This window comes from Roseateles sp., assembly GCF_039929605.1.
In the GTDB taxonomy this organism is placed as follows: domain Bacteria; phylum Pseudomonadota; class Gammaproteobacteria; order Burkholderiales; family Burkholderiaceae_C; genus Pelomonas.
On the sequence record NZ_JBDSQX010000102.1, the window covers coordinates 1 to 22,614 of the forward strand.

The following is a 22,614-nucleotide window of genomic DNA, read 5'->3' on the forward strand; positions in this document are numbered from 1 at the left end:
AAGCATCGCCGTCCCCTCGGGGGACCGGTCAAGGTACTCCTTGGACGAGGGGCTCATATACCCAAGCGCTGGAAGATCACGGTCAACAGCGACGCCGCGATGACCATCCAGACGATGGCCTGCACGACCGCCGCCGTCGTGGCCTCGCCCACCGCCTGCGCGCTGCGGCCCGCGTTCAGGCCCTGCCGGCAGCCGGCCAGCGCCACCAGCACGGCATAGACGCTGCCCTTAAGCAGGCCGACGAACAAGTCCCAGCCCGCCAGCGCCTCAGCCGTCGTCGTCAGATAGGCCCTGGCTGGAACGTCATAGAGGAACACCGCCACGGCACCGCCCACCAACAGGCCGGCCACACCGGCGCACAGCGTCAGCAGCGGGCCGGTGACGAGCAGGGCCAGCATGCGCGGCAGCACCAGGTGCTCGACCGGGTCCACGCCCAGCGTCGTCAGCGCGTCGATCTCTTCACCGGCGCGCATGCTGCCGATCTGCGCCGCGAATGCTGCGCCCACGCGGCCCGCCAGCACGATGCCGACGACCAGCGCCGCGATCTCGCGCACCACGCCGATCGTCACCAGGTTGGCGATGAAGCTCTGCGCGCCAAAGCGTTGCAGCTGCTCCGCGCCCATGTAGGCCACGATCAGCCCGACCAGCGTGCTCACCAGCAGCACGATGGGCAGGCTGCGCGGCCCCGTTTGCTCGATCTGCCATAACCAGTCACTCAAGCGCATGGCGCTGCGCCCGCGCAGCAACCGGCCCACAGCGGCCAGCATCTCGCCGATGAACACCAGCGTCTTGCGCCATTCGGGCTCGGGCGCGGGCTCGTCGGCTGCGGCGGTGTTCTTGGGCGCAGTCTCGGGCTGCGGCAGGCTCAAGGCCAGCAGCGGCTGCAGGCCACGCGGCAGGCCGGCCAGGTCCAGCGCCACGCCGGCCCGCGCCAGTGGCGCCAGCGCCTGCCACAGCGCCGCTGCGAAGGCCGGTTGCCAGTGCGACAGCGCGGAGCTGTCGAACGTCAGTTGCGTGCCCGCTGCCACCTTGAGCTCGGCCGGCGGCTTGGGCAGCTCGGCGTCGCCTGCCCAGTCGCCGGCCAGCACCAGGCGCCAGCGCTGCCCTTCACCCTCCCAGCGGGCATTGCCCACCGCAGTGCTGCGGCCGGCGTCGCCGGTCGGCAGGGTGGGGGCAGCAAGCGCATGGGCCATGACGCCGAATGCTCTGTCGCCCCGACGCATCCCGGGCAAGGACGGCAACGTCGCCGCTTGTAGGACGGCGCGCCGCCGCGCGGTAGCGGCCTGCGCCGACAGGCCGACGGCGGCTCCGACGACCGCGCGCGGCGATGCCGGCGCCGAAAGTTCAGCCTTAGCCCAACCCGCGAGCCCGCCATGACAGCCAATGCATCCCCCCGCCCCGACGAAACCACGCAACGCGGTGCCGTGGAGCCCAAGGGCCCGTCGCTGCCGCACGAGCGGGATCAGCAGACCAACGCCACCCACCCCGACCCCAACCGCGATGTTGAGCGCGCGGCCAAGGACCTGAAGCAAGGCCAGGTCGACACCGACCTGCGCGCCACGCCGGGGCTGGACGCCGAGCGGCGTGGCGACATGGTGCAGGGCGGCGAACGCGGCGCGGGTGATGACAAGCGGCCGGGCAAGGGCGACTGAGCGAAGCCGGTTGTTGCCGGCATGGCGGTGCCGCAGGACCCCGCCCCGGCCTACTTCGATCCCGCGCGCGTGACCGGGCAGTTGACGACGATGTCCGTCACCTCCAACGACAGCTCACCCCGGCTCAGCGCGTCCAGCAGCGCCTCCTCCGAGCGCAGCTCCCGCACCGCCGCACCGGGCTGCCAGCGCACCTGCACCAGGCGCCACAGCGGGCTGTAGTTCGCATCCGGCTGGGCGGCTCCTGCGGGCGCCGGGGCCGACGGAAAGATGCTGATCTGGCTGCCGTCCACGAACTTGTAGACCCGCTCGGTGAGGGACGCCCGGCCGGCACCGAGCGCGTCCTTCAGCCGTGGCACATGGTTGACACCCAACTGGGCCGCCATCGCGGCGTCCGAGATGTCCGTCGTCACATAGTCCACCCGCCGGCCCTCCACCCAGGCCTGGTGCAGCGGCAGCGCTACCTCGGGCGGGCGCGTGGGCCAGGGCGCGCAGGCCGCCAGCAGCATCAGCGTTAGCAGCAGGGGCAGGGCGATCAGGGGGTGGCGTCTCATTCGGGGCATTCGTGCGAGCAGGGGCTGACCTTACATCGCGCCGCTGCGTGGGCGTCGCTCCTGCCGGTGGCAGTGCCCCGCTCGCGCGTCAGCAGGTAGGCTGGGGTAAGCGTCGCGAACCCCAGCGGGTGCAGCGGAACCATCATCGGGCTTCGCGCCAGCCTCCGAGCTTCTCTTGGTTTGATTCGGCCGAGAGAGAGAGACTGCTCGGTGCATTGCCGGGAGTCCCGCCCGGCGGCGGGGTAACTTTCTTCTGCGGGGCCAGAAGAAAGCCCCACCAAAGAAGAAGCGCTGAACCGCACACGAGCGCGACGCCACCACCAGCGGCGCGCGAGAACGTTCGCTCGTGTTGCGCCGAGACGCGAGCCGCTACGCTGTCGCTGCTGTCCCTGTGACGAGCACCAGCCATCGGACCTTCACGCCGCTTAACGCCGGCTTCCGCGCCCGGCTGCTGGGCCTGCTGGCGCTGCCGAGGCTGAAGCCCGGCGAGGCGCTGGCGATCAAGCCCTGTTCCAGCGTGCACACCTGCTTCATGCGCTACCCCATCGACGTGGTCTACGTGGACCGCGACAGCCGCGTCATCAAGGTGGTGCCGGCGCTGGCGCCCTGGCGCCTGAGCGCTTGCATCGGCGCGCGCATGACGCTGGAACTCGCCGCTGGCGAGGCCGAGCGGCTGCAGCTTCGCCCCGGCTCGCGCATAGACCCTGATTGATTCGTTTCCGGAAGCCCTGGCAGCGCTTGTGCAGGCACCCCCGCGCCGTAGGCGCCCCGTGCCGAGGCGGGGCCGCTGACGGCCAGGTCCAGGCGCGAGTCACCGAATGAGCACCGCAACCCGTACATCCACAACGCGCTGGCGCCAGCTCGCACGGGAGGGATGTAGTGGCAACTGAATCGTTCGCTGATGAAGTGAACCGATCAGAAACCGCGCAAAGGAAGAGCGGCCCGGCGCTTGCACCGGGCCGCTGAGCGGTCAGTGCGGTTCGTCGGTTTGCCCGAGCAGCTCGGCCTTGCGCGCGGCGATCTCTTCGCCCAGGGAATCCAGGTCCAGGTCGGACTTGCGAACCTTGGGGAACATTTCGCCTTCTTCTTCCTTGACGTGGTGGTCGATGTACTCGCCGAGCACCTTCACCTTCGCGTCGTAGAGCGGGTCGTCCGGCGTGCCGGCTTCGATCTGGGCGATCAGCTCCTTGGCGCTGGCGTGTTCGACGTCGGCTTCGTCGACGAGGTCTTCATCTTCGCCGAGCACATCGCGGGCGGCCGGGTAGAACAGCTCCTCCTCTGCCGTCGCATGTGCCGTCAGCATCACGCAGATTTGCAGGGCGATGGCCTGCTTCTCGCCGGAATCGGCTTCCGCCTTGACGAGCTTGTCGTATTCCTTGAACAGCGCCTTCACCTCACGGTGGTCGGTGATGAGCAGGTCGATCGCATCAGGTGCGGTGGCCTTCTTCGATGCAGTCGCGCGGCCGGCGGCGGATTTGGTGGAAGCGCCCTTGGACGCCTTGGCTGAGGTCTTCGTTGCGGTGGTTGGCATGGGAGGTCCTACTGGCTAGTGGCTACTGGTTAGTGGCATAAAACCGCTGCGTCAACAGCGGCACGAAAGAGTCGATTCACCTATCAAAGCAATCGACATCGGAAAGGACGTGCAATCCGTGTGGTCCCCGAGCGATCAACGTGGCAAAGCGCGTGCCCTCTCACGGTCCCTGTGTGTGTACGGTGCAGAAGCAGGCATACCGTCCTCGTCAATGGAGTGCACCTCCTTGACCGGCCCCGCGCTCTCGGCGCGTTCTGCCAAGCGGGTGTAGAACGCGGCGACCTCTCGCAAGTCCTGCTCATCGAGCGACTCGATGCCGATCATTCGGTTGCTTGCCGACTTGTGAGCGGCCAATAGCTCGTTCAGCTTGAGGTGCAAAGCCACGCTGTCCTTGTTCTGGCTTTGCTGGATCAGGAACACCATCAGGAACGTGACGATGGTCGTGCCCGTGTTGATCACCAACTGCCAGTTCTCGGAATAGGCGTTCAGCGGGCCAAGCGCCGCCCACACCAGCACGGTGGCCACCGCGAGGCAGAACGCCACGGGAGTGCCGCACCACCGCGTCGCTGCCGATGCGAAGTGGTCAAAGCGTCGCAGCAGTCCGGAACGGTTCGCATAGCTTGCGGTGTTCGTGCTGGGCATCGAGCCCAGCACGTCGGTCTCTTGAGGGTCGGGGGTCGCAGAGGTCATGGCTTAGCCAAGTTTTCATTCATCAACGTCTTCAACTCTTGGACCGCATGGTGCTAGAGGCGGTCAAGAGGGATTGCCAGCCTCCGAGCAAACCGGTTGTAGGAGGGCAAGAGAGCGCCGCGCTGTAGCCGTGCGATCTCGCTGGCGCGCCCAGCGCGGCGATGTGGTGCGCCGCCTCAGCCTGCCGCCCCAGGGCGCGTGGCTGCCGGTGCAGATCGGCGCCGGCGCCACGGGCAAGCGCGGCTGGGTGCTGGCGCAGTGGCTGGTGCCACTGAACATGCCCTAGTGCCCAAGCCCGGCAATTGACCGCTCGCTATTCATCGAAAGTTCAGATGGCTCACCCCCTTGCTCGCTTCGCGCCGTTCACCACGCTGGTGACCACCGCTGGGGGCTCGCCCAACTGCCGGATTTAGGCACGCCATGAGACGACTCATCATCCAGATCACCGCTGGCGGCGAGACGCGCGAACTCGAGTTCGACCAGCGCGAGATCAGCATCGGCCGCGGCAAGGACTGCGACATCCAGCTGCGTGGCTGGCGCGTCGGGCGGGAGCACGCCAAGCTCATCGAAACGCGCGACGGCTGGACGCTGGAGGACCGCGGCCAATTCACCGGCACCTGGGTCAACCTCGCGCATCGTGCGCTACGGGCCGCTCACGTTTGCCGACCAGATCCGCATCGGCGGCGTGACGCTGCGGGTGCGCGAGGGCGAGGGCCAGAGGGCCAAGCCGCGCGCCGCGCGCCGTGCCACTGCCCACTGCGGCGGAGGTCATCCCGCTGCACGTGGCGCAACCGCCCGCCGCCAACGTTCCGCGGCCCATCGTCGGCACCATGCTGCCGGACGCGAACGAACCCGTCTCGCCCGAGGTGCTGGCCGTGCAGGCCCGCCACCCCTGGCGCAAGCATGTGCACGACCCACTGCTCGAAACCATCGACCTGCGCCGCCGCGACCTGACGCGCATGAGCGACGCCGAGCTGCGCTCCGAAACCGAGAAGCTGGTGCGCGAGATCCTGGATCGCTTCGTCGACTTGCCGGCTCACATCGACCGCGAGGCCCTGCGCAAGGAGTTGCTGGACGAGGCCGTCGGCTTAGCGCTAGGGCGATGAGTTGCAGTTCGCCGCCGGTCACCGATGCGGGCAGGCGGCCTAGCAGCGCGGGGCTGAGGCCCAGTTGCGCCAGCCGCTCGGCCGAGGCGCGTCGGCGTGCTGGCCGTGGCGGCGGCCCATGGCGGCCACAGCGTGACCCACGGGCAGGCTGGGCGCAAAGCTGGTGAGCGGGTCCTGGTAGTGCCTTCGCACGGCCCTTGCATCGGCGAGGCCGAGGTTGTGCCGCCGCGCTTGCGCCGGGGTTCGCGCCTCGCGCCAGCCCCCGTTGGGACAAGCTGCAGTCAGGCCGGGACGAGCCGCGGTCGGCGCATCGGCAGGCGCAGCTACCCTCGCCCCATGCCCCTCCTGCCGCGCCGCTGGCGCCTGCCCTATCTCGCGCTGCTGACCGTCATCGGCCTGCTGCTCAGCGCCTCCGCGCTGGAGGCCTACCGGCTCGGTGGCGGCACGCGGCCGTGGGAGCCCTTCCTGTGGGAGTTCAGCTCCGTGCTCGTCATCGGCGCGCTGGCGGTGGGCATTCACGCCCTCGTCGGCCGGCTGCGTGGCCGGCCCTGGCCGCAGCAGCTCGGCGCGCATGCGTTGGCGCTGCCGGTCTTCAGCGGCCTGCATATCGCCGGCATGTTCGGCCTGCGCCTGCTGGTCTACGGCTTGGTTGGCGTCGACTACCGGCCCGACGACGTGTCGACGCTGCTGATCTTCGAAGGCGGCAAGGACGCGGTCAGCTACATCAGCTTCTGCTTGATCTCGCGCGGCATCTGGATGGCCCACGCCGCCGAGCAGGCGCGGCTGGAACTTGCCGAGCTGCGCCTCGCCCGTCTAGCCGACCAGGTGCAGCCGCACTTCCTGTTCAACACGCTCAACCTGATCAGCTCGGTCATGTACGAAGACGTGCCCCGCGCCGACCGGCTGCTCTGCCAGCTGGCCGACCTGCTGCGCCAGACCCTCGCCGCCCAGCAGCGCGCCGAGCATTCGGTGCGCGAGGAGCTGGCGTTGGTGCAGCCATTTTTGGCCTTGATGCAGGCGCGCTTCGGGCCGGAGAGACTCGTCGTGCAGATCGACGCGGAAGAAGCCGCACTCGACTGCCGACTGCCGTCGCTGCTGTTGCTGGCGCCGGTGGAGAACGCGGTCAAGCATGACGTGGCTCGGCACCGTGGCCGCGTCACCGTCGTCGTGGCCGCCACGCGCGAAGGTGAGCGGCTGCAGCTGCGCGTCAGCAACCACGGTGACACGGCCGTGCCCGAGTCGCCACCCGACCCTGATGGCGGCTTCGGCCTGCGCAATCTGCGCGAGCGGCTGGAGGCGCGTTACGGCGGCGCCGCGCATGTGGACTTCGGCCCCGACGGCAGCGGCATGAGGCTGCAACTGGACCTGCCATGCGTGTCCTGATCGTCGACGACGAACCCGCCGCGCGCGCCAAGCTGCGCCGCCTGCTGGCCGCCGAGCCCGACGTGGCCGAGCTGTTTGAAGCGTCCGACGCGCCTGCGGCCCTGGCCCTCGTGCAGACGCTTGCCGCGCCACCCGACCTCGCCCTGCTCGACATCGAAATGCCCGGCGGCAACGGCGTGCAGCTCGCGAGGGCGCTGCGCGAAGCCGGCGTGCGCTGCGTCATCTTCTCCACGGCCCACGCCGAGCACGCGCTGCAGGCCTTCGAGCTGGCGGCGCTGGACTATCTGCTCAAGCCCTACACGGTCGACCGCCTCGCCGCCGCGCTGGGCCGCGTGCGCGAGCTGCTGGCGCTGCCGGTGGTGCCGGTGGGCGAATGGTGGGTCGAAGGCGAGCGCCTGCTGCTGGCCGATGTGCACTGGATCTCGGCTGCCGACAACTACATCGAACTGCACTTGCCGCCGCGCAGCCTGTTGGAGCGCGCCACGCTGGCCGAGGCGCTCACCCGCCCCGGTTGGGCCGCGCGCTTCCTGCGTATTCACCGGAGCCACGCGGTCAACCCGGCGCATGTGAAACGCATCGAGCGCCTGGGCAGCGGCGAGGCGGTGCTGAGCTTGAGTTGCGGCGAAACGCTGCGCGTGTCGCGAGGCTACCGGCCGGTGCTGGACGGCTGGCTCGCCAGCTCGTAGCTCGTGCTGCGCCCACCTGCGCCCGAGCGCTGCAGCAGGCCGCGCGCGACCAGGTCGTTCAGGTCACGCAGCGCGGTGTCGGCCGAGCACCTGGCGATGGCCGCCCACTTGCTGCTGGTCAGCTTGCCGTCGAAGCCGTCGAGCAGCCGGTTCAGCACCTTCACCTGCCGCTCGTTCAGCGCCACGGCGGGCAGCTGCTGCCAGAAGCGCGCCTTGTGCAGCACCGTGTCCAGCGTCTGGTGGGCCTGGCCCAGCGCGGCCTGCAGGGTTTGCAGGAACCATGCGAGCCAGGTGGTCGCATCGAGGTCGCCCTGCTTCTGCGTCTGCTCCAGCATGTCGTAGTAGGCGGCGCGCTCGCGCTGGATCTGCGCCGACAGGCTGTAGAAGCGCTGCGGGCTGCCGTCGGCGCGCGCCAGCAGCAGGTCGCCCACGGCGCGCGCGAGGCGGCCGTTGCCGTCGTCGAAGGGGTGCAGCGTGACGAACCACAGGTGGCCCAGGCCCGCGCGCAGCAGCGCCGGCTCGGTCGGCGCGGGCTCGTTCACCCAGGCCAGGAAGCGCGCGACGTCGCCCGGCAAGCGCGCGGCCGGCGGGGCCTCGAAATGCACGCGCTGGCGACCGACCGGACCGGAGACGACCTGCATCGGGCCTTGCGCGTCATCGCGCCAGCCGCCGGTGGTGATAGCCGTCAGGCCGGAGTGGCCAGTCGGGAACAGCGCCGCCTGCCAGCCGAACAGGCGCGCTTCCGTGAGGGGCGCATCGGCGTGGCCGGTGGCGTCCAGCACCATGTCGACGACGCCTTCCACATGTCGGTCCACCGGAGCCAGCGCGCCGATGTCCACGCCCAGCCGGCGCGCGAGCGACGAGCGCACCGAGGCCGGCTGCAGTGCCTCGCCTTCGATGGCGCTGGTCTTGATGACGTCGTCCGTCAGCGCCGCCAAGCTGGCTTCGTCGCGCGGCCCCAGGCCCACGTCCGTCAGCCGGCCCAGCAGCCGGCCTTGCGCCTGGCTCACGGCGGCCAGTGGCGCGGCCAGCGCGGCCAGGTCGTAGCGCAAGGCCGGCCAGTCGGGCAATTGCCAGATGTATTCGCCGCTTAACATGCGGTGATTGTGCCTCTATTCACCGTAGCCCCTCATTCGCCGCGAATTATGCGGCGAATGACATGGCTTTTCACCGCAGCGTGGCCACGGCAGCTCGCCCCCACCCGCCCGCCACTGGCCCCGCCGCGCTCGCCCTCGAACGAGCCCGCCGCGAAGCTGGCGGCCATGAACATCTCATCCGCTCGCCTGCCCTTCCTCGACGGCCTACGCGTTGCCGCCTTCGCGCTGCTAATCCCGTATCACGTCGGCATGTACTACGTGACCTGGGACTGGCATGTGAAGAGCGCTGCCGCCAGCAGCGCACTCGAGCCCTTCATGATGCTGAGTGCGCCCTGGCGGCTGGGCTTGCTCTTCCTCGTCGCCGGGGCAGCCTGTCAGGGGTTGATGGCCACGCGCGGCGCGCTCGGCACGCTGAAGGACCGCTCGCTGCGCCTGCTGCTGCCGCTGCTGTTCGGCATGGCCGTCATCGTCACGCCACAGGCTTATTTCGAGGTGCTGACCAAGGTGCCGGCGCAACTGCCCGGCGACGGTGGCTACCTGGACTTCTGGCAGGCCTATCTGCACGGCGGCACCTACTGCCGTGGCCAGGACTGCATGACCGTGCCGACCTGGAACCACCTGTGGTTCCTGCCCTATCTGTGGCTGTACGCGGTCCTGGGTGTTGTGGTGGCGGCCCTGGCGGCGCTGCTGCGCGTGAAGCCCCGTGCCCTCGCGCTGCCCGCCTGGGCCTGGTTGCTGCTACCGGCCGCGCCACTGGTGCTGGCCCGCGTGGCCGTCTTCCCGCACCACCCGAGCACGCACAACCTCGTGCACGACCTCTACAACCATCTGCAGTACGGCTGGTTGTTTGCGCTGGGCTGGACGAGCCGCACGCCGCTGGCCGCAGGGCTGTGGGAGGCGGCGCAGAAGCTGCGGTGGGCGGCCTTGGCCGGCGCGCTGGGCGGCTGGGCGCTGCTGATGGCCTACTTCATCCACTATGCCAACACCCCACCGCCCACCGAGGTGCTGGTCGCGCAGCGGGTGCTGTGGGCGTGCATGAGCTGGTGGTCCATCGCCGCCGCCTGCGGCTGGGCGCAGCGCGCCTTCACCCGTGAGTCGCCGCTGCTGCGCCAGGCCAGCGCGGCGGTGTTCTGCTTCTACGTCCTGCACCAGAGCGTCATCGTGTTGCTGACGCAGGCGCTCAAGCCGCTGGCGCTGCCGTGGGGGCTGGAGGCGGTGTTGCTGATCGCGCTGACCTTCGCGATCTGCGCGCTGGCCTACCTCGGCGCACGCCGGGTGCCGGGGCTGGCGTTGCTGGTGGGCATCCAGCGCCGCAGCCGCCGCGCGAACGTGCCGGTCAGTGCGGTTGCAGCGGCTTGAACAGCGCTGAGGCCAGGCCGCCAAGTTGGCAGCCGACTGGCTCAGGCTGCGGCTTGTGCGGGAATGCCTTCGCTCAGAAAGACGCAGTCGCCCTGCTCGAACACGCGCACCTCGCCGGGTTGGAAGGCGGCCCAGGCTTCGTCGTGCGTCAGCGGCTCGGTGGCCACCAGCGTCATGCGGTCGTGCGGGCCGTTCAGGGTGGCGAGGTCGACGCTCAGGTCGCCGTCGCGCAGCCGCACATGGGCGAAGGGCGGTTGGCGGCGCAGCCAATGCAGCTTGGTGGACGCATGGGCCAGCATCGCGCGCCCGTCCGTCAGCAGTAAGTTGAAGCGGCCGTGCTCGGCGATCTCGTGCAGCCAGGGCGTCAGCGTGGCGGCCAGCTCGGGCCAGTCGGGCAGGCGCTCGCCAAAACGCTGCTGCAGCCGCTGCATCAGCCAGCAGAAGGCGCGCTCGCTGTCGGTCTGGCCGGCCGGCGTGAAGGCGCCGGTGAGTGCGGGGTAGAAGTCCTCCAGGTCGCCGTTGTGCGCGAACACCCAGGTGCGGCCAGCCCAGTCACGCCGGAAGGGGTGGCAGTTCTCAACGGCCCGCGCGCCCTGCGTCGCCTTGCGGATGTGGGCAATGATGTTGCGCGCCTGCACCGGGTGGCGGCCGTAGTGCGAGGCCAGATCGGACTCGGCGGCCGGCCGGTCTTCGACGAAGACCTCGCAGCGCTCGCCGGTGTGGAAGGCCACGCCCCAGCCGTCGACATGGTCTGCCGTGCGTCCTCCGCGGGCGGCAAAGCCGCTCAACGAGAAGTTGGCGGCGGCGGCTAAGCGGCTATTGAGGGCGAAAAGCTCACACATCGGAGATCGTGGGCAGTGGCTTGTGGATGAACAACGCCGCCAGTCTGAAGGGGGATGACGAAAACGCCAACGACGCTTCCGTCATGAGCTCATGCCATCGTGGCTTTGTGCACGCAAGCCCGTTGGCGGTGCGCAATCCCTAGTTGCCGTTGCGTCCGGCTCATATGACACCGGGCCGTAATTCGTTCACAAGCACATCCCGCAACATTTACGCCAAACCTGAAACGTGCTCTCCTACGCTTTGTGGAGGCTTGCAGCGGGCAAGCCGAGGAGAGCTGCCATGTGGGTGAATGACTTTGTTCAGCCGGGCCCAGTCCCCGGTCGTCCCCGTGAGGAGCGCCGTCAGGCCGCCTCGCTGTCCAGCCAGTGGATGGGCCTTGTGCTGGAGGAGCTCGACCACGGCGTCGTGCTGCTCAACGGCGCCGGACGCATGCTGCACGCCAACCTGGCGGCGCGGGCGGCGCTGGACGACAACCACCCTCTCGAAGTCGTCGGCCCGCATCTACGTGCACGCCTGCTGACCGACGCGGTGCCACTGGCGGATGCTTTGGAAGGCGCCGAGGCGAGCGGCCGGCGCTGCCTGCTGCGCCTGGGCGACGAGCGTGCCGAATGCGGCCGCGCCAATGTCGTCGTCGTGCCGCTCAACCGTGACGTCAGCCAGGCGGCCGTGCTGCTCATTCTGGAGCGGCGCACGCTCTGCGGCGAGCTGGCCGCACAGTGGTTTGCGCTGCGCTACCAGCTCACGCCGGCCGAGACCGAGGTGCTCAAGGCGCTGTCCAACGGCGTCAAGCCCACCGATGTGGCGGCCCGCCAAGGCGTCGCCATCTCGACGGTGCGCAGCCAGATCCAGAGCATCCGCGCCAAGAGCGGTGCCGACAGCATCGGCGAGCTGATGCGCCAGCTCGCGCTGCTGCCGCCGCTGGTGTCGTCGCTGAGGCCGCCCAAACTGGTCAACTGAGCGCGGCTCATTTCAAGTAGGCGGGCCGCGCCCGTCGCGGGGCCGCCAAGGCTCCCGGACGAGGGGCCTTAACATTCGCGCACGCGGCCGGGCCATATGCCCGCCGCGCCGCGCGCATGGCAGACGATTTCCTCGACAACGAACTTCTGGCCCTGCCCAGCTCGCTGCGGCTGCTGGCCTCGCGCGGCATTGCGCGCAGCTACCGCAAGGGCGTCGTGCTGATCGAGGAAGGCTCGGTCGGCGACAACCTCTACCTCATCCTGGCCGGCTCCTTGCGTGCCTTCAGCAGCGACGTGCGTGGCCGCGAGATCACCTACGGCGTCTACGGCCCCGGCGAATACGTTGGCGAGATGAGCCTGGACGGCGGGCCGCGCTCGGCTAGCGTCATGACCGAGAAGGCCAGCCGCCTCGTCATGGTCACGCGGGCCAGCCTGCTGACCCACATCAGCGAGCACCCCGAGTTCGCTTTCGAGCTTCTGACCAAGGTCATCCGCCGCGCGCGCTCGGCCACGCTGTCGACCAAACAGCTGGCACTCAACGACGTCTATGGCCGGCTGAAGAATCTCTTCGACGAACTCACCGGCGACGGCCGCCACCTAGAGCTGACCCACCAGGGCATGGCCCAGCGCCTGGGCTGCTCGCGCGAGATGGTGTCCAAGCTGGTCAAGGACCTGGAGCTGGGTGGTTATCTGAAGCGCGTGGCGGCAGGCGAATACCAGCGGTTGAAGGCGTTACCGGCCCGTTGGTGAAGAAGGCGCCGCCTTGAGCGGCGGCGCCACCGGAAAGCGCTGCTGCGGCTTGGGGGCGCGGGCGTAGAGCCCGGACACTTTGGGCAGATTGGCCTGGATGTCGTGGATGCGCGTGCCGCTGGCTGGGTGGGTGGACAGCCACTGCGGCGGCGCGCCCTTGTTGGCCGCCATCATTTTTTCCCACAGCCGCACGGCGGCGCTCGGGTCGTAGCCGGCGCGCGCGGCCAGCTCGATGCCGACGAGGTCAGCCTCGGTCTCGTCGTCGCGGCTGAACTTCAGGCTGAACAGCTGCCCGCCGTAGCCGGTCACGGTGCGGCCCAGATTGCCCAGGCCGAACAGCGCTGAAATGCCCTCAACGACCAAACCGGTTGTGAGCGACTTACCGACCCGCTCGCGAGCATGCTCGCGCAGCGCATGCGCCACCTCGTGGCCCATGACGGCCGCCACCTCGTCGTCGTCCAGCTTGAGCTTTTCGAGGATGCCGTAAAAGAAGGCGATCTTGCCGCCCGGGATGCAGAAGGCGTTCAGCTGCGGGTCGCCGAGCAGGTTGACCTCCCACTTCCACTGCCGCGCGCGGTCGTTCCATTCGTAGCTGAACGGGATGATGCGCTGGGCGATGAAGCGCAGTCGCTGCAGCTGGGGATGCTCCGCCGGCGCGAGGGCGCGTTTCTGCGCGGCCTGCTGCATCATCTGCGCGTACTGCTGGCCACCGGCCTGTTCCAGCTCTGCCGCAGACACGAAGCCCGTGAACTTGCTCTTGGCGCCCACGTCCACGCCCTCGCGCGCCCAGGCCGGCATGAAGGCCGCCGCACCGGTGGCGGCGAGCAGGCCCGTGAAGAGGCGCCGGCCGCGCTGGCTGGGCGGCGCGCAGCGGCCGTTGGCGCAGTCGGCGCAGTCGCCGAACAGGCGGGATGGGGGGTTGGTGAACTGCAGGTCATCGCGGACCTGGAAGTCGTCGGCATGCATGGCCGGCATTGTGCGATGACGCTGCCAGGGCTTTCGTAGGACTGGCGACAATCACCGTCATGGACAGCCAGCAATTCCGCGCCGCCCTCGGCATGTTCGCCACCGGGGTGACGATCGTCACCGTGCGCTCGGCAGACGGCAGTCTTGTCGGCCTGACCGCCAACTCCTTCAACTCCGTGTCGCTGGACCCGCCGCTGGTGCTGTGGAGCCTGGCGCGGCGCGCCGGCTCGCTGCCGACGTTCACCCACGGCACGCACTACGCCATCAACATCCTCGCGGCCGACCAGAAGGAGCTGGCCCAACGCTTCGCCATGCGCGACATCGACCGCTTCGCCGGCGTGGCCTGGCACGAGGGCGCGGGCGGCGCGCCGGTGCTGGAGGGCGCCGTCGCCGTCTTCGAATGCGCCAACCGCAGCCGTTATGAGGAGGGCGACCACGTCATCTTCGTCGGCGAGGTGGAGCGCTGCACGTCGCGGCCCGGCGCGCAGCCGCTGATCTTCCACGGCGGGCGCTACTTCACCGAACTGCCCCTCTGAGTTTTGTCGATCCGGCGGCGCGCCGATCGTCGTGTCTGTATCCCACTCACCAGGAAATGCCATGACCCAGACCGTCACCCTGCACCGCGTGCTGCGCTGCCCGCCCGACCGCGTCTACCGCGCCTTCACGATGCCCGCAGCGATGGCCAAGTGGCTGCCGCCGCATGGCTTCACAGGTACCGTGCACGAGATGGACGCCCAGGTGGGCGGCAGCTACCGCATGTCGTTCACCAACTTCACGACCGGCGGCGGCCACAGCTTTGGCGGGCGCTACCTGGAGCTGGTGCCCGGCCAGAAGCTGCGCTACACAGCGACCTTCGACGACCCCAACCTGCCCGGCGAGATGACGACGACGGTCGAGCTGCGCGCGGTGTTCTGCGGCACGGAAGTGCACATCAGGCAGGAAGGCATCCCCGACATGATCCCGGCGGAGGCCTGCTACCTGGGCTGGCAGGAATCGCTGACGCTGCTGGCCCAGCTCGCCGAGCCGGCGATCCAGCAGTAGTCGGCCTGCTTACTTCTTGCCAGGCGTCGGCACGATGGCGGTCATCGCGGCCCTGAAGGCGGCGTCGGCCTGCAGTGCGTTCCACGCCGCCATCAGGCTGGCGTAGTCGCCGGTTGAGACCTTCTTGGCGTTGATCACGTTGGTGAGCGCAGTATTCAGCCGCACGACCTCGTCGTACTTCGCATAGCCCTTGCCCTTGAGCTGGGTCACGGCGTAGTTGCTGTAGCCCCAGGCGGTGTTGAGGTTGTTCCAGTCACCGGAACCTGGCTGGATATAGACGACCGGCGCGGGAGCGGGCTTGGCGACGGGCGCTGGGGCCGGCGCTGGCTTGGGCTCGGCAGTGGGTGCGAGCGCAGGGGCAGGTTTGGGCACGGTCACGGGGGCCGGAGCCGGGGTCGGTGCTGGCTTGGGAGCAGTGACGGCGCCGCAGGTGCCGGCCACGTTGATGCGCACCCAGCCCGTGCTCGGCGTGGCCGACTCTGCGTTGACGACGATCTTCACGTTGTTGGCACCGGCCACCAGGTAGGGCTGGGTCCAGATCGTCCTGGCCACCTTGGCCGCCAGCGCAATCTGGGTGTTCTGCGCGATCAGCGCGTCGTTGCTGAAGATGCGGTTGGTGCTGTTGGCGACGGCCGTGGCGCTGATCTCGTCGTACTGGAAATTGAAGGCGCAGCGGCCCAGTGCGCTCAGGAAGGCGTCCTTGTCGCTGACCGTGATCTCGGGCAGCTTGCCCGTCGCCATGTTGGCGGTGACCAGCAGCGGCGCGGCTTGGGCCAGCACGGTCTTGCCGTCGCTCTTGACGATGCGCACGAGACCCGTGAGCTGGGCGGTGGGCGCGTCGGCGGCGAAGCCGGCTTGGGCCAGCAGGGCGAGGGAGATGGCGGTGAGGGTGGTTTTCATGGCGTGGCTCTTTCGGGTTGGACGAGGTGGGGACTACTGGGCAGTAGCCGGCACCTTCGTCGTGTGCCACGCTGCGGACATGTCCTTGTCCGCCTAGGGCAGCCCCGCTGTCTTGCGCTCCTTGCGGAGCATGAAGACCGGTGGCTTTGCGTCCCCGCTTTTCAACGGGTTTGCCGACTGCATGGGGCTCAGTGTGCGGATGTAAGCCGTGTTTTGTCCGTGCTGAAGTTCACAGTCCGCAAACCACCTCCGGCGAGCGGCGCGGCGCTCGCGACGAGCGGTTTTTGAAGCTTGCGGCGGCCTTGCTCAGGCCAGCCGTCCGGCCGGCAGGGCCGATGGCGCCTGGCTGAGCGCTCGCCAGCGCCAGGCCAGCAGGGCCGCGCTCAAGGTCAGGCTCGCGGCCGCCAGCGGCCAGATCAGCGAGTTCATGAAGGCGCACGCACCCCACAGCACCGCATTCAGCAGCATGAAGCCCAGTACCGGCCGCGAAACCGTCCAGGGCGTCGGTGCGCGCATGGTGGCTGGTGCACGCGTCAGGTTCAGCACGCCCAGCGGCAGGGCCGCGATGGACATGCTCAGCACCGATGGATTCCCGGTCAGCAGGATCAGGCCGCCCAACAGCAGCGTCGACGCGGCCCAGGCGATCAGGAAATGGCGCAGCTGGACGAAGGCCACCGCGCGGTTGAGCCGGCCACCCTGCGGCATGCCAGGCAGCAGGGCCAGCAGCGCCTGTTCGCGCCGGGTATGCCAGAGCATGTTGCGCAGCGCAAAGCCGGGGTAGAAACCGGCGATTGCCAGCCCGAAGGGCAGGCTGAGCGTCGCGCTGTTGAAGGACTGGCCCGACGTGACACCCAGCAGCTCGAAGGTCAGTGCGCCGCCCATGCCCACGCTCACCAGCGTCAGGCCCACGCTCGCCCCGTGGCGCAGCCAGTGCTCGATGCCGTGCAGCACGATTTCGGCACGGGCCATCACGCTGGCCTGTTGAGGCTGCGCCCGGGCCAGCAGCCGCGAGAGCCACCTCGAAGCGAGCGCGTCGACCGGCCAAGCGAACCACTCGCCGCCGCGGCCAAGCGCGCCCATGCCTGCGCGGTTGCCGGTCACGGCGCTGCGCGCCATCTTGAGCATGCGCTGGAGCCTCTCGTAGAAGACGCGGTGGCTGGCGTCGCCCGTGCCGAACAAGCGCACCAGCAACACACCCAGCACGATGAGGCTCAGTGCCAGCCAGCCCCAGGGCTGGACCTGCCAGATGTCGGCCAGCGCGTGCCACTGCGGCGCCAGGCGCTCCTGCAGGTGCAGCGGCACGACGAGGGACGGAGTCACGTACAGCACGATGGCCCACATCCAGTGGCGCTGCGCCCAGCCGGCACCGACGCCGACTGCGGCGGTTGCGAGCAGCAGCGGCGGCAGCGGCACTCGTCCCGCCAGCGCCAGCCAAGCCAGCACCCCCTGCAGGCTACTGATGAGCAGCCAGACGAGCAGCGTCGCCTGGCGCAGCCGACGCAGGTGGCCGGGAACGAGGCGAGTGGTGGTGGGATGGTTCTGCTGCATCAGGTTCCCGAGCAGCATCACCCACAGCCCGAACAACGCGAGGACGAGCACCGTGCAGGCGATGGCGATGCGCATCTGCACGACCGGCATGAACCAGAGCACGACGCTCAGGAGGGCCAGCACCACGCCGTAGAACACGACCCGCACCCAGCGGCTGCTGTCCATGTTCGACTGGCGCCAGAACGCCAGCAGCACCTGATTGAGGCTTACATCCATGATCAGGTCAGCTCCTCGAACAGGTCGTCCAGGTTGACGCGCTCAGCCTCGATGCCGGCTGGCAGCGTGGCATTCGTCGGCAGCCGCGCCAGCACGCGCTCGCGGCCGGCCTCCAACGGCGTGCGCTTGAGCGGCTGCGCGCCCAAGCGGCCCATCAGGCCGGCCATCTCGGAGACGCTGCCGGTGAAGGCGCGTACCTGCTCCAGCAGCTCGTCCAGCGGCGCCTGCAGCGCGATGCGGCCACCGCTGAGGAAGGCCAGGTTGAAGGCCACGCGCTCGAGGTCGGACAGGATGTGGGTGGAGAACACGACCGTCGTGCCACGGTCAAGCACCTGGTCCACCAGCTCGCGCAGGAAGTCGCGACGGCCGACCGGGTCGAGGCTGGCGACGGGCTCGTCCAGCACCAGCAGGTCGGGCTCGTGGGCGAGGGCGCGGATGATGGACAGGCGCTGCTGCTGGCCGCCTGACAACTTGCGGATGGGCTTGTTGCGGTCGATGTCCCAGCGCGATAGCAGGCCCTCGACGCGCGACTCGTTCCAGCGCGGGTAGAAGCTCTTGAAATACGCCAACAGCTGCGCTGCCGTGAAGGCCTCGAACAGGTCGTTGTGTTGGGGCACGTAGCCGATGCGGGCCCGCGCCGAGTCGTCCAGCCGCGTCGCGTCCTGGCCGAAGATCTTCACGCAGCCAGCCTGGGGTTCGCGCAGGCCCAGCAGCGTCTCCAGCAGCGTCGTCTTGCCGGAGCCGTTGCGGCCGAGCAGGCCGACGACCTGGCCGGGCAGCAGCTGCCAGTCGAGCTGCTTGAGCACGCTGCTGCCTTCGGCATAGGCGAGGTTCACGCCGCTGAGTTCGGCGCTGGGGCTTTCGGAGTGGGGAAAGTGGCTCATCGGGGGCTCTCGTCGTCGAGGATGGTTTTGAACAACTGCAGGGCTTGCGTCTTGGAAACTTCGAGCTGCCGCGCTTCGGTGGCGGCCTGCGCCAGCGTGGGCCGCAGCAACTCGACGCGGTCGGCGGTGGGCTGGGCCTTCCGGTGCTGCGCGGCGACGACCATGGACAGGCCCCGTCGTCGCTCCAGCACGCCGTCGCTCTCCAGCAGCGAATAGGCCTTGGAGACGGTCATCGGGTGCACGGCCAGCGCCTGGGCCAGCTCGCGCACCGACGGGATCTCGTCGCCCGCCTTCAGCTGCCCGGCCGCCACACGCCGCTTCACCTGTTCGATGAGTTGCCGGTAGATGGGCTCGGGCGAGCCAGTGTTGATGTGAACGAAGTGGGTGGGATCCATGGGTGACTGCCAACGTGTACCAGTACGATAGTACACGTGGACAGTACGGGTCAAGCCCCGCGTCGCACAAAATGGCTGCCTCTTCGGCGTCGCTGTCGAAAACCAGGAGCTGCCGCCAACAGCCCTTTCAGACGTTCGGTGGAGATCGGTGTTTGTAAAACCAAGATTGCACAAAAATACGTGTTTGTGTAATCTTGGAATATGCCTAAAGCCGCCGTTTCCGTAGCGAGCCTGCCCGGTCCTGTCCAGATCTCCTTGGAGGTGCTGGGAAGTCATCTGCGGCTTGGCCGAAAGCGACGGAAGGAGTCGCTCCGCTCTTGGGCCTTGCGGATGGATGTATCCGTTCCGACCTTGGCTGCCATGGAGAAGGGCGACCCGCGCGTCAGCATGGGCGTGTATGCCACCGCTTTGTGGCTGCTCGGCCGAGATGGCACGCTGCGGGATCTGGCGGCGCCAGAGAACGACGCCCAGGCCTTGGCACAAGAGATCCTGGCCATTGAGAAGAAGGGGAGCCGACGCCGTGAATAGCGCCTACAAATCGCAAGACACCATGAGCCTGTGGTGGCTTGGCGAAGGGCCTGCGTCGCCTCGAAGAGTCGGCCAGATCTTCCTGACCGAGGGCAACCGCAAAGTCGGCCTGGAGTATTCGGCCGACTGGCTGCAGCACGGCTTCCCGCTCAGCGAAGACCTTCCCCTGGGCCGAGGCGTCTACGTGCCCAAGGAGCGGGACATGGCTGCCGGCGCCGTTGACGACGCGCGCCCGGATCGCTGGGGCGAGCGTGTGATTCGCAACCTCTACAGACCCTCACGGCTGTCTGTGCTGGAGTACCTCTACTTTGCTGGCGATGACCGCTTCGGCGCGCTGGGTGTCTCGACGGATGCTGCTGGCTATCAGCCCAGCAGCGAGGGTGCCATGGCGAGCTTGGCGAACCTCGACGACATGCAGCGTGCGGTCGCTGCGGTTCTGGCGGACGAGAAGGTGGACGAGCGGCTGGTGCGCTTGGTCAAGCCCGGCCCGTCGTTCGGCGGCGCCCGGCCTAAGTCCTTGATCGAGATGGACGGCGCGCAGTGGGTCGTGAAGTTCTCCGAAGGAGAGGACTTCAACACGGAGCTTGTCGAGCACGCCACCATGCGCCTGGCCAGCCAGTGCGGGCTGGACGTTGCGCACACGCGCGCGCTTCCCTTGGCGCGCGGGCACGCCGTCGCAGTGAGGCGCTTTGATCGCGCCGGTGATACGCGCTCGCATGTGATTTCGGCCAACACCGTGTTGCGTGCCAACGGCCTGCCCATGGGCTACCCTGAACTCGCGCAGAGCCTGCGTCGGATCGGCCGAGCGGAAGCCATTCGCGGGCAACAGAAGGAGTTGTTCAAGCGCATGGTCTTCAACATCCTGATGGACAACACGGATGACCATGAGAAAAACCACGCCTTCGTGCGCGCGGCAGACGGGTTCTACGACCTGTCCCCGGCCTATGACGTGGTGCCGTCGGTCCAGGGGCTCGGTCAACAGCAGCTCAGGGTCGGCAAGGACCAGGCCGATGCGTCGATAGAAAACGCGTTGTCGGAGGTTCAGGCATTCGGGCTCACCAAGGGCGTGGCCATAGAGGCGGTCAAGCGTGTCGCTGTGGCCGTGGATGGCTGGAAGGAGTTCTTCCGGGGCGTCGGCGTGAGCAATCGCGATTTGGACCAGATGAGCCAGTACATCGATGGCCCGAATCTGAAGGCGCAGCGCGCCGAGTTCATCGACAGGAAAACTCCGGGCCTTTCCAGGTAGCGTTCAGCGCTGAAAGAGCTTAGCCAGTCGCCCACGTTGCTACCCTCCCGTCCATGCGGATTCTCCTTGCCGAAGACGAGCGCGAACTGGCGACCTGGCTGAAGCGCGCGCTTGAGCAAAGCAGCTTCCAGGTCGACTGGGTCGACGACGGCCGCCTGGTGCGGCGCAGCCTGAAGGCCACGCGCTACGACGCGCTCGTACTCGACCTGGGCTTGCCCGGCGTTGGCGGCCACGATGTGCTGGCCGAACTGCGTGCGGCCGATGAGCGGCTGCCGGTGTTGATCCTCACCGCGCGCGACTCGTTGATGGAGCGCGTCAGCAGCCTTCACGAGGGCGCAGACGACTTTCTGGCCAAGCCTTTCGAGCTGGCTGAACTCGAGGCGCGCCTGATCGCGCTGATCCGGCGCGCCAGAGGCAGCGACCAGCCGCGTTTTGCCTGTGGGCCGCTGAGCTATGACGCGGGGTCCAAGCTGTTCACGCTGCAACATCAGACGCTGGTGCTGACGCCACGCGAGCATGCGGTGCTGCGCGCGCTGATCCACCGCAGCGGCCAGCCGATGTCCAAGCAGGAAATCCTGGATCGCGTGTTCTCCGACGAGCAGGATGTGCACCCCGAGGTGATCGAGGTGCTCGTGCACCGGTTGCGCAAGCGCCTGGCGCCCAGCCCGGTGAATATCACCACCTTGCGTGGCTTGGGCTATGTGCTGGAGTGCGACCGTTGAATCTCGCAGGCTTGCACCGCAGCAGCGTGCGGCACACGCTGCTGCTGGTGCTGCTGACCGGCATGCTGTGCGCCGTGGGCGCGCAACTCGTGCTGACCTGGCGCACGGCGGTGGAAGCCGCCAATGCCGCGTACGACCGCTCCCTGCTGGGCGCCATCAAGTCGATCGACGCCAACATCTCCAGTGCCAGCGGCGGCATCGGCGTCGAGCTGCCCTACCGCATGCTCGAATTCTTCGAGCTCACCGCCAGCGGCCAGGTCGACTACCGCGTCGCCACCGAGGACGGCCTGGTCGAGATCGGCAGCCCCGACCTGCCCAAGCCTGCAGAGCCCTTGACCACCGGCCAGCCCCAGTTCATGGATGCGGCCTATTTCGGCGAGCCGGTGCGCGTGGGCTCGTATGCACGCCTGCTGGACCCACCCCTGCCCGGCGGCGCCGCCGATCAGCGCATCGTCATTCAGGTGGCCGAGAAACTGAGCTCACGCCAGAGCTTCACGCGTTCACTGGTGCTGCAGGCGGTGGCCCGCGACCTGCTGCTGGTGGCGGCGGCAGGCCTGCTGCTGGCCGGCGGCGTCGCCTGGGCGCTGCGCCCGCTCGCCCGGCTGCGCGACGAGGTGCGCTCGCGCCGGCCCGACGACATGACGCCCATCGCCGGCCTGGCCATTCCCGCCGACGTGCAGCCGCTCGTGGAGGCCATCAACTTCCACGTCGCGCGCAACCGCAGCATGTCCGAGGCGCGGCGCCGCTTCATCGACGATGCCTCGCACCAGCTGCGCACGCCGCTGACGACGCTGGCGACCCAGGTCGGCTTTGCGCTGCGCGTGCAGGATCCAGCCCTCATGGGCGAGGCCTTGCGCGCCATCAAGTCGCAGCTCGACGAGACGGTGCGCCAGACCAACCAGATGCTGGCGTTGGCGCGCACCGATGCGGCTGACGTGGCCTCCGAATGCGTCGACGCTGCGGCATTGGCCGAAGGTCTGACGCGCGACTGGTGGGCCACCGCCCGCGAGGCCGGCGTCGACCTGGGGATCGACGCGGCAGACGCACCGCTGTGGGTGCAGGTGCATCCCGGTCTGTTGCAGGAAGCGCTGTCGAATCTGCTGCACAACGCCATCCGCTACACCGGGCGCGGCGGCCACGTCACGGTGCGGCTGCAGCAGATCGGCGGACAGGCGGCCATCGCCGTCTGCGACGACGGCCCTGGGATTCCGGCCGATGAGCTGCACCGCGCCAGCGAGCGATTTTTTCGCGGCAGCAACGTGCAACTGCCCGGCTCCGGCCTCGGTCTGGCAATCGCCCGCTCGATCGCCACGCGCCACGGCGGTGATCTGCAACTGGCCGCCGGGCCCGGTGGCCGAGGGCTTGTGGTGACGGTGCTCCTGCCGCTCGATCCCGGCCCACCGCCGCCGCCAGCAAGCCGTTGAAGGCACGGGTTTGCCCGCATAAAACGGCCGCTCCGATCAAAGGTGGCTGAAAGTCGCCCCTCACTACATTGCGGCCACCACCCGGCGCCAGCGCTGTGCCGGGTCAACCCCAATCGATGGAGACAGCATGCAATTTCGAC

The 22,614-nt window shown here is 68.6% G+C and carries 29 protein-coding genes and 1 riboswitch; of the genes, 16 read left to right on the top strand and 13 right to left on the bottom strand.

Annotated features, from left to right (window positions below; translation table 11 throughout):
• Positions 1-53 precede the first annotated feature (53 nt).
• The gene (locus tag ABIS05_RS14155; protein ID WP_348009245.1) at positions 54-1,193 is read right to left on the bottom strand and encodes an ABC transporter permease; all 1,140 of its coding nucleotides are present in this window, start codon (positions 1,191-1,193) and stop codon (positions 54-56) included.
• Positions 1,194-1,373: 180 nt separating this feature from the next.
• On the opposite strand from ABIS05_RS14155, the gene ABIS05_RS14160 reads away from it, so the two are divergent.
• Positions 1,374-1,652, top strand: coding sequence for a hypothetical protein (locus ABIS05_RS14160; protein ID WP_348009246.1), 279 nt, complete (start codon positions 1,374-1,376; stop codon positions 1,650-1,652).
• Positions 1,653-1,702: 50 nt separating this feature from the next.
• Here the strand turns inward: ABIS05_RS14160 and ABIS05_RS14165 are convergent, their stop codons facing one another.
• Complete coding sequence (locus ABIS05_RS14165) at positions 1,703-2,203, bottom strand: hypothetical protein (protein ID WP_348009247.1); 501 nt, start codon at positions 2,201-2,203, stop codon at positions 1,703-1,705.
• Positions 2,204-2,594: 391 nt separating this feature from the next.
• Between ABIS05_RS14165 and ABIS05_RS14170 the strand changes: the two genes are divergently transcribed.
• The gene (locus ABIS05_RS14170) at positions 2,595-2,915 is read left to right on the top strand and encodes a DUF192 domain-containing protein (RefSeq protein WP_348009248.1); all 321 of its coding nucleotides are present in this window, start codon (positions 2,595-2,597) and stop codon (positions 2,913-2,915) included.
• 258 nt (positions 2,916-3,173) lie between these two features.
• Here ABIS05_RS14170 and ABIS05_RS14175 read toward each other — a convergent pair whose 3' ends face one another.
• Both ABIS05_RS14175 and ABIS05_RS14180 read right to left on the bottom strand, forming a co-directional pair.
• Positions 3,174-3,734, bottom strand: a complete 561-nt coding sequence (locus tag ABIS05_RS14175) for a hemerythrin domain-containing protein (RefSeq protein WP_348009249.1) — start codon at positions 3,732-3,734, stop codon at positions 3,174-3,176.
• A gap of 135 nt (positions 3,735-3,869) precedes the next feature.
• Complete coding sequence (locus ABIS05_RS14180) at positions 3,870-4,424, bottom strand: low affinity iron permease family protein (RefSeq protein ID WP_407074811.1); 555 nt, start codon at positions 4,422-4,424, stop codon at positions 3,870-3,872.
• A 130-nt stretch (positions 4,425-4,554) separates the two neighbouring features.
• Here ABIS05_RS14180 and ABIS05_RS14185 point away from each other — a divergent pair, with 130 nt between their 5' ends.
• A complete protein-coding gene (locus ABIS05_RS14185; protein WP_348009250.1) occupies positions 4,555-4,710 on the top strand; it encodes a hypothetical protein in 156 nt (51 codons plus the stop codon).
• A 77-nt stretch (positions 4,711-4,787) separates the two neighbouring features.
• Here ABIS05_RS14185 and ABIS05_RS14190 read toward each other — a convergent pair whose 3' ends face one another.
• Positions 4,788-5,060 (bottom strand): hypothetical protein, encoded by a 273-nt coding sequence (locus tag ABIS05_RS14190; protein WP_348009251.1) that lies wholly within the window; start codon positions 5,058-5,060, stop codon positions 4,788-4,790.
• Between ABIS05_RS14190 and ABIS05_RS28230 the strand changes: the two genes are divergently transcribed.
• The 4 genes from ABIS05_RS28230 to ABIS05_RS14205 all read left to right on the top strand — a co-directional run bounded on the left by ABIS05_RS28230 (position 4,944) and on the right by ABIS05_RS14205 (position 7,599).
• Positions 4,944-5,378 (top strand): hypothetical protein, encoded by a 435-nt coding sequence (locus tag ABIS05_RS28230; protein WP_407074813.1) that lies wholly within the window; start codon positions 4,944-4,946, stop codon positions 5,376-5,378. The genes ABIS05_RS14190 and ABIS05_RS28230 overlap by 117 nt on opposite strands.
• Entirely contained in the window at positions 5,330-5,530 is a 201-nt protein-coding gene (locus ABIS05_RS28235; protein WP_407074812.1) for a hypothetical protein, read from the top strand. The genes ABIS05_RS28230 and ABIS05_RS28235 overlap by 49 nt, the downstream gene beginning before the upstream one ends.
• A 336-nt stretch (positions 5,531-5,866) precedes the next feature.
• A complete protein-coding gene (locus ABIS05_RS14200) occupies positions 5,867-6,913 on the top strand; it encodes a histidine kinase (RefSeq protein WP_348009253.1) in 1,047 nt (348 codons plus the stop codon).
• Entirely contained in the window at positions 6,901-7,599 is a 699-nt protein-coding gene (locus tag ABIS05_RS14205) for a LytTR family DNA-binding domain-containing protein (RefSeq protein WP_348009255.1), read from the top strand. Before ABIS05_RS14200 ends, ABIS05_RS14205 begins: the two co-directional genes overlap by 13 nt.
• Here the strand turns inward: ABIS05_RS14205 and ABIS05_RS14210 are convergent.
• Together ABIS05_RS14210 and ABIS05_RS14215 are read right to left on the bottom strand one after the other, a co-directional pair.
• Positions 7,560-8,696 carry a Fic family protein gene (locus ABIS05_RS14210; protein ID WP_348009256.1) on the bottom strand — a complete coding sequence of 379 codons (1,137 nt, stop codon included), beginning with the start codon at positions 8,694-8,696 and terminating at the stop codon, positions 7,560-7,562. The genes ABIS05_RS14205 and ABIS05_RS14210 overlap by 40 nt on opposite strands.
• Positions 8,697-8,728: 32 nt before the next feature.
• Positions 8,729-8,863 carry a hypothetical protein gene (locus tag ABIS05_RS14215; RefSeq protein ID WP_348009257.1) on the bottom strand — a complete coding sequence of 45 codons (135 nt, stop codon included), beginning with the start codon at positions 8,861-8,863 and terminating at the stop codon, positions 8,729-8,731.
• Between ABIS05_RS14215 and ABIS05_RS14220 the strand changes: the two genes are divergently transcribed.
• Positions 8,862-10,055, top strand: a complete 1,194-nt coding sequence (locus ABIS05_RS14220; protein ID WP_348009258.1) for an acyltransferase family protein — start codon at positions 8,862-8,864, stop codon at positions 10,053-10,055. The two genes, ABIS05_RS14215 and ABIS05_RS14220, sit on opposite strands and share 2 nt — an antisense overlap.
• Positions 10,056-10,096: 41 nt before the next feature.
• On the opposite strand, the gene ABIS05_RS14225 is transcribed toward ABIS05_RS14220, so the two are convergent.
• The gene (locus tag ABIS05_RS14225) at positions 10,097-10,897 is read right to left on the bottom strand and encodes a class II glutamine amidotransferase (RefSeq protein WP_348009259.1); all 801 of its coding nucleotides are present in this window, start codon (positions 10,895-10,897) and stop codon (positions 10,097-10,099) included.
• 280 nt (positions 10,898-11,177) lie between these two features.
• On the opposite strand from ABIS05_RS14225, the gene ABIS05_RS14230 reads away from it, so the two are divergent.
• On the top strand, positions 11,178-11,855 hold the full coding sequence (locus ABIS05_RS14230) for a helix-turn-helix transcriptional regulator (protein WP_348009260.1): 678 nt from the start codon (positions 11,178-11,180) through the stop codon (positions 11,853-11,855).
• A 116-nt stretch (positions 11,856-11,971) separates the two neighbouring features.
• Positions 11,972-12,604, top strand: coding sequence for a Crp/Fnr family transcriptional regulator (locus ABIS05_RS14235; RefSeq protein WP_348009261.1), 633 nt, complete (start codon positions 11,972-11,974; stop codon positions 12,602-12,604).
• On the opposite strand, the gene ABIS05_RS14240 is transcribed toward ABIS05_RS14235, so the two are convergent.
• Positions 12,587-13,570: a M48 family metallopeptidase gene (locus tag ABIS05_RS14240; RefSeq protein ID WP_348009262.1), complete on the bottom strand. Its 984-nt coding sequence runs from the start codon at positions 13,568-13,570 to the stop codon at positions 12,587-12,589. The two genes, ABIS05_RS14235 and ABIS05_RS14240, sit on opposite strands and share 18 nt — an antisense overlap.
• Positions 13,571-13,629: 59 nt before the next feature.
• Here ABIS05_RS14240 and ABIS05_RS14245 point away from each other — a divergent pair, with 59 nt between their 5' ends.
• Both ABIS05_RS14245 and ABIS05_RS14250 read left to right on the top strand, forming a co-directional pair.
• The gene (locus ABIS05_RS14245; RefSeq protein ID WP_348009263.1) at positions 13,630-14,106 is read left to right on the top strand and encodes a flavin reductase family protein; all 477 of its coding nucleotides are present in this window, start codon (positions 13,630-13,632) and stop codon (positions 14,104-14,106) included.
• A 61-nt stretch (positions 14,107-14,167) separates the two neighbouring features.
• Entirely contained in the window at positions 14,168-14,611 is a 444-nt protein-coding gene (locus ABIS05_RS14250; RefSeq protein ID WP_348009264.1) for an SRPBCC family protein, read from the top strand.
• Positions 14,612-14,620: 9 nt separating this feature from the next.
• Here the strand turns inward: ABIS05_RS14250 and ABIS05_RS14255 are convergent, their stop codons facing one another.
• The 4 genes from ABIS05_RS14255 to ABIS05_RS14270 all read right to left on the bottom strand — a co-directional run bounded on the left by ABIS05_RS14255 (position 14,621) and on the right by ABIS05_RS14270 (position 18,554).
• Entirely contained in the window at positions 14,621-15,511 is an 891-nt protein-coding gene (locus ABIS05_RS14255; RefSeq protein ID WP_348009265.1) for a hypothetical protein, read from the bottom strand.
• Positions 15,512-15,605: 94 nt separating this feature from the next.
• Positions 15,606-15,696, bottom strand: a riboswitch (cyclic di-GMP riboswitch).
• A 121-nt stretch (positions 15,697-15,817) separates the two neighbouring features.
• On the bottom strand, positions 15,818-17,275 hold the full coding sequence (locus tag ABIS05_RS14260) for a hypothetical protein (protein ID WP_348009266.1): 1,458 nt from the start codon (positions 17,273-17,275) through the stop codon (positions 15,818-15,820).
• 2 nt (positions 17,276-17,277) lie between these two features.
• Positions 17,278-18,159 carry an ABC transporter ATP-binding protein gene (locus ABIS05_RS14265; protein WP_348009267.1) on the bottom strand — a complete coding sequence of 294 codons (882 nt, stop codon included), beginning with the start codon at positions 18,157-18,159 and terminating at the stop codon, positions 17,278-17,280.
• Entirely contained in the window at positions 18,156-18,554 is a 399-nt protein-coding gene (locus ABIS05_RS14270) for a GntR family transcriptional regulator (protein ID WP_348009268.1), read from the bottom strand. Before ABIS05_RS14270 ends, ABIS05_RS14265 begins: the two co-directional genes overlap by 4 nt.
• A 360-nt stretch (positions 18,555-18,914) precedes the next feature.
• Between ABIS05_RS14270 and ABIS05_RS14275 the strand changes: the two genes are divergently transcribed.
• From ABIS05_RS14275 to ABIS05_RS14290, 4 genes are read left to right on the top strand one after another with little or no spacing between them, the layout of a single operon-like run.
• The gene (locus tag ABIS05_RS14275; protein WP_348009269.1) at positions 18,915-19,082 is read left to right on the top strand and encodes a hypothetical protein; all 168 of its coding nucleotides are present in this window, start codon (positions 18,915-18,917) and stop codon (positions 19,080-19,082) included.
• Positions 19,083-19,104: 22 nt separating this feature from the next.
• Entirely contained in the window at positions 19,105-20,328 is a 1,224-nt protein-coding gene (locus ABIS05_RS14280) for a type II toxin-antitoxin system HipA family toxin (RefSeq protein WP_348009270.1), read from the top strand.
• 53 nt (positions 20,329-20,381) lie between these two features.
• Positions 20,382-21,050, top strand: coding sequence for a response regulator (locus tag ABIS05_RS14285; RefSeq protein ID WP_348009271.1), 669 nt, complete (start codon positions 20,382-20,384; stop codon positions 21,048-21,050).
• Positions 21,047-22,474, top strand: coding sequence for a sensor histidine kinase N-terminal domain-containing protein (locus tag ABIS05_RS14290; RefSeq protein ID WP_348009272.1), 1,428 nt, complete (start codon positions 21,047-21,049; stop codon positions 22,472-22,474). The genes ABIS05_RS14285 and ABIS05_RS14290 overlap by 4 nt, the downstream gene beginning before the upstream one ends.
• Positions 22,475-22,614: the final 140 nt, after the last annotated feature.

What these genes read in the sequence shown, in the direction of transcription:
- ABIS05_RS14165 (WP_348009247.1), bottom strand. Translation starts at nt 2,203, where the DNA reads ATGAGACGCCACCCCCTGATCGCCCTGCCCCTGCTGCTAACGCTGATG.
- ABIS05_RS14280 (WP_348009270.1), top strand. Translation starts at nt 19,105, where the DNA reads ATGAGCCTGTGGTGGCTTGGCGAAGGGCCTGCGTCGCCTCGAAGAGTC.
- ABIS05_RS14255 (WP_348009265.1), bottom strand. Translation starts at nt 15,511, where the DNA reads ATGAAAACCACCCTCACCGCCATCTCCCTCGCCCTGCTGGCCCAAGCC.
- ABIS05_RS14160 (WP_348009246.1), top strand. Translation starts at nt 1,374, where the DNA reads ATGACAGCCAATGCATCCCCCCGCCCCGACGAAACCACGCAACGCGGT.
- ABIS05_RS14250 (WP_348009264.1), top strand. Translation starts at nt 14,168, where the DNA reads ATGACCCAGACCGTCACCCTGCACCGCGTGCTGCGCTGCCCGCCCGAC.
- ABIS05_RS14235 (WP_348009261.1), top strand. Translation starts at nt 11,972, where the DNA reads ATGGCAGACGATTTCCTCGACAACGAACTTCTGGCCCTGCCCAGCTCG.
- ABIS05_RS14230 (WP_348009260.1), top strand. Translation starts at nt 11,178, where the DNA reads ATGTGGGTGAATGACTTTGTTCAGCCGGGCCCAGTCCCCGGTCGTCCC.
- ABIS05_RS14215 (WP_348009257.1), bottom strand. Translation starts at nt 8,863, where the DNA reads ATGGCCGCCAGCTTCGCGGCGGGCTCGTTCGAGGGCGAGCGCGGCGGG.
- ABIS05_RS14275 (WP_348009269.1), top strand. Translation starts at nt 18,915, where the DNA reads ATGGAGAAGGGCGACCCGCGCGTCAGCATGGGCGTGTATGCCACCGCT.
- ABIS05_RS14245 (WP_348009263.1), top strand. Translation starts at nt 13,630, where the DNA reads ATGGACAGCCAGCAATTCCGCGCCGCCCTCGGCATGTTCGCCACCGGG.
- ABIS05_RS14225 (WP_348009259.1), bottom strand. Translation starts at nt 10,897, where the DNA reads ATGTGTGAGCTTTTCGCCCTCAATAGCCGCTTAGCCGCCGCCGCCAAC.
- ABIS05_RS14155 (WP_348009245.1), bottom strand. Translation starts at nt 1,193, where the DNA reads ATGGCCCATGCGCTTGCTGCCCCCACCCTGCCGACCGGCGACGCCGGC.
- ABIS05_RS14265 (WP_348009267.1), bottom strand. Translation starts at nt 18,159, where the DNA reads ATGAGCCACTTTCCCCACTCCGAAAGCCCCAGCGCCGAACTCAGCGGC.
- ABIS05_RS14175 (WP_348009249.1), bottom strand. Translation starts at nt 3,734, where the DNA reads ATGCCAACCACCGCAACGAAGACCTCAGCCAAGGCGTCCAAGGGCGCT.
- ABIS05_RS14270 (WP_348009268.1), bottom strand. Translation starts at nt 18,554, where the DNA reads ATGGATCCCACCCACTTCGTTCACATCAACACTGGCTCGCCCGAGCCC.
- ABIS05_RS14200 (WP_348009253.1), top strand. Translation starts at nt 5,867, where the DNA reads ATGCCCCTCCTGCCGCGCCGCTGGCGCCTGCCCTATCTCGCGCTGCTG.
- ABIS05_RS14285 (WP_348009271.1), top strand. Translation starts at nt 20,382, where the DNA reads ATGCGGATTCTCCTTGCCGAAGACGAGCGCGAACTGGCGACCTGGCTG.
- ABIS05_RS14180 (WP_407074811.1), bottom strand. Translation starts at nt 4,424, where the DNA reads ATGACCTCTGCGACCCCCGACCCTCAAGAGACCGACGTGCTGGGCTCG.
- ABIS05_RS14240 (WP_348009262.1), bottom strand. Translation starts at nt 13,570, where the DNA reads ATGCATGCCGACGACTTCCAGGTCCGCGATGACCTGCAGTTCACCAAC.
- ABIS05_RS14205 (WP_348009255.1), top strand. Translation starts at nt 6,901, where the DNA reads ATGCGTGTCCTGATCGTCGACGACGAACCCGCCGCGCGCGCCAAGCTG.
- ABIS05_RS14260 (WP_348009266.1), bottom strand. Translation starts at nt 17,275, where the DNA reads ATGGATGTAAGCCTCAATCAGGTGCTGCTGGCGTTCTGGCGCCAGTCG.
- ABIS05_RS14210 (WP_348009256.1), bottom strand. Translation starts at nt 8,696, where the DNA reads ATGTTAAGCGGCGAATACATCTGGCAATTGCCCGACTGGCCGGCCTTG.
- ABIS05_RS14220 (WP_348009258.1), top strand. Translation starts at nt 8,862, where the DNA reads ATGAACATCTCATCCGCTCGCCTGCCCTTCCTCGACGGCCTACGCGTT.
- ABIS05_RS14190 (WP_348009251.1), bottom strand. Translation starts at nt 5,060, where the DNA reads ATGCGCGAGGTTGACCCAGGTGCCGGTGAATTGGCCGCGGTCCTCCAG.